This is a genomic window from Microbacterium sp. Bi128 (assembly GCF_918698205.1).
In genome coordinates, this window is sequence record NZ_CAKKMM010000573.1 from 1 (window position 1) to 3,061 (window position 3,061).

The following is a 3,061-nucleotide window of genomic DNA, read 5'->3' on the forward strand; positions in this document are numbered from 1 at the left end:
TAAGACCACGTCCCTACGGATGATCAACCGCATGGTGGAGCCCACGTCCGGCGTCATCGCCGTGGACGGGGCCGATGTCACTTCAGTCCCTGCCGCGCAGCTGCGGCGGTCCATGGGCTACGTCATGCAGTCCTCCGGGTTGATGCCGCACCGCTCCGTGCTGGACAACATCGCCACCGTTCCCCGGCTCAACGGTGTGTCCAAAGCCGACGCCCGCAAGCGCGCCCAGGAACTGCTCGACGTCGTCGGGCTGGCCTCCTCGCTCGGCAAGCGGTACCCGTCCCAGCTCTCGGGCGGACAGCAGCAGCGCGTAGGCGTGGCCCGGGCACTCGCGGCCGATCCTCCGGTGCTGCTCATGGACGAGCCCTTCAGCGCCGTGGACCCGGTGGTCCGCGACGAACTCCAGAAGGAGCTCCTCCGGCTCCAGCACGACCTGGCCAAGACGATCGTCTTCGTTACCCACGACATCGACGAGGCCACCGTCCTGGGCGACAAAGTGGCCGTGTTCGCCGTCGGCGGCAAGCTGGCGCAGTACGCCGCGCCGGCGGAGATCCTGCGGGCCCCGGCGAACGAGTTCGTGGCCTCCTTCGTGGGCCGTGACCGCGGGTTCCGGCACCTTGCGTTCAGCCCTTCGGACGGTGTCACCATCCACCCCGTCCCCACTCTCACGCCCGATCAGCTCAGGGCTGAGGGCAGCTCCGATGAATGGCAGCTGGTGGTCGACGACGCTCTCCGGCCCCTGGGCTGGGCCGGGCCCCGCAGCGCCACCGGAACCGCCCCGGCGATGGTTCCCGGAGGCTCCCTGTTCCGGAAGGGGGACACGCTCCGCCGGGCACTGGACGCGGCCCTGTCCTCACCCTCGGGCCTCGGCGTCGCCGTGGACGACGACGGCCGGGTGGCCGGAGTCATCGGAGCCGCCGAAGTCCTCGCCGTCATCGAGTCAGACCGCAACGTCCGGCACGGAGGGCTCTGATGGAGTGGTTCCTGGCCAACAGGGCCGAAGTCTTCAGCCTCGCCGGCCAGCACCTCATCCTGGCCATCCTGCCGATGGTGTTCGGGGTCCTCATAGCCGTTCCGCTGGCCCAGCTCGCCCGGCAGAGCCGCGGGCTCCGGTCCTTGGTGCTCACCGGGTCCTCGCTGCTGTACACGATCCCCTCGCTGGCGCTTTTCATCATCCTGCCGACCATCCTCGGAACCCGGATCCTGGATCCGGTCAACGTGGTGGTGGCCCTGACCATCTACGCCATCGCCCTGCTGGTGCGCGCCACGCTGGATGCCTTCGACTCGGTGGACGAGGACCTGCGGCAGGCCGCCGTCGCCATGGGGTTCAAACCCTTTGCCCGCTTCATGCAGATCGACCTGCCGCTGTCCTTGCCGGTGCTGTTCGCCGGGCTGCGCGTGGTCTCGGTCAGCAATATCTCGCTGGTCAGCGTCGCGGCACTGCTCGGCATCGGCAACCTCGGAATGCTCTTCACCTCCGGCCTCCAGCGTGACTTCGTCACCGAAGTGGTGGTGGGCATCATCGCCATCCTTCTCCTGGCGCTGCTGATGGACGCCGTCCTGGTGCTGCTTGAACGGCTGCTGACGCCCTGGACCCGGGCCGCGGCGGCCACGGGTGGCGGCACCGGTTCGGGAGCGGGCCCGGACAGGACTGGCCCCGCCGCGGCGGCGATGCGGTTTTCGCGTCCCAAGACCGGAGGGGGAAACGCGTGAATAACGTCGTCACGGACACCTTTGCCTGGCTCAGCGATCCGGAGAACTGGTCCGGCAGTGCCGGAATCCCGGTGCGCCTGGCCGAACACCTGTTCTACACGGGCCTGGTGATGGTGATCGCCATCGCCATCGCCGTCCCGATCGGCCTGTTCGTCGGGCATACCGGCCGCGGGCGGGTTGCGATCGTGTCAGTCGCGGGCGCGCTGCGCGCCCTGCCCACCCTCGGCTTGCTCACCTTGTTCGTCCTGCTCGCCGGCATCGGGCTGATGCCGCCGATCTGGGCTCTCGTGATCCTGACCGTGCCGCCGCTGCTCGCCGGCACCTACGCCGGAATCTCCAGCGTCGACCGCAATGTGGTGGATGCCGCCCGCGCCATGGGCATGACCGAGTGGCAGGTCCTGTTCCGGGCGGAATTCCCGAACGCGCTGCCGGTGATGTACGGCGGGTTCCGGACCGGGGTGCTCCAGGTGATCGCCACCGTTTCCGTGGTCGCCTACATCAACCTGGGCGGCCTGGGCCGTTACCTGTTCGACGGGCTCGTGCTCTCCGACTTCCCGCAAATGCTGGGAGGCTCGCTGCTGATCGCCGCCCTTGCCATCAGCGTCGACCTTATCCTTGCCCTTATTCAGAGGCTGTTCCTGTCACGGGGCGCCTCATCCAAGCCGAACCGCAGCCAGCAGGCTGCGGTTGATCTCACAGACCCCGTGATCGCGGAGACTGTTGTTCAAGGAGGTACGTCATGAAGGAATCCCGCCAACGAGGCCTTGGCCGGCGCGCATTCGGCGGCCTGGCCGTCGGCGTCGGCCTGGCCATGGCCCTGTCCGCCTGCGGAGGCTCATCAAACCCGCTGAGCTCGGCCCCGGCCAGCAGCGGTGCCGCCTCCGGTTCCGGCGGTGCCCTGGTGATCGGGTCGGCTGATTTCCCCGAGAGCCAGATCCTGGCCGAGGTCTACGCCGGTGCCCTGAACGCCGCGGGCGTCACCGCCAGCACCAAGCCGAACATCGGCTCGCGCGAGGTCTACATCAAAGCAGTCCAGGACGGCTCGGTGGACGTTGTTCCCGACTACAGCGGCAACCTGCTGCTGTATGTAAACAAGGACGCCACCGAGGTCTCCGCCGAAGACATCGCGAAGGCACTCCCGACCAAGCTCCCGCAGGGCCTGGCCGTGCTCGATGCCTCCAAGGCTGAGGACAAGGACGCCATGGTGGTCACCAAGGCCACGGCCGAGAAGCACCAGCTGAAGTCCATCGAAGACATGGCGAAGGTCTGCGGCGATCTCGTCATCGGCGCCCCGGCGACCTTCGCCGAGCGCGCCTACGGCCTGCCGGGCCTGGCGAAGAACTACAAC

The 3,061-nt window shown here is 68.1% G+C and carries 4 protein-coding genes; all 4 read left to right on the top strand.

Going from position 1 to position 3,061, the window contains the following annotated elements; all coding sequences use genetic code 11:
- The coding region (locus LQV45_RS23095; RefSeq protein ID WP_230008995.1) for an ABC transporter ATP-binding protein at positions 1 to 973 on the top strand (973 nt) is incomplete at its 5' end.
- Entirely contained in the window at positions 973 to 1,713 is a 741-nt protein-coding gene (locus LQV45_RS23100) for an ABC transporter permease (RefSeq protein WP_230008996.1), read from the top strand. The genes LQV45_RS23095 and LQV45_RS23100, both read left to right, overlap by 1 nt.
- A complete protein-coding gene (locus LQV45_RS23105; protein WP_223913873.1) occupies positions 1,710 to 2,456 on the top strand; it encodes an ABC transporter permease in 747 nt (248 codons plus the stop codon). Before LQV45_RS23100 ends, LQV45_RS23105 begins: the two co-directional genes overlap by 4 nt.
- On the top strand, positions 2,453 to 3,061 hold a 609-nt coding region (locus tag LQV45_RS23110; protein WP_230008997.1), incomplete at its 3' end, for an ABC transporter substrate-binding protein. The genes LQV45_RS23105 and LQV45_RS23110, both read left to right, overlap by 4 nt.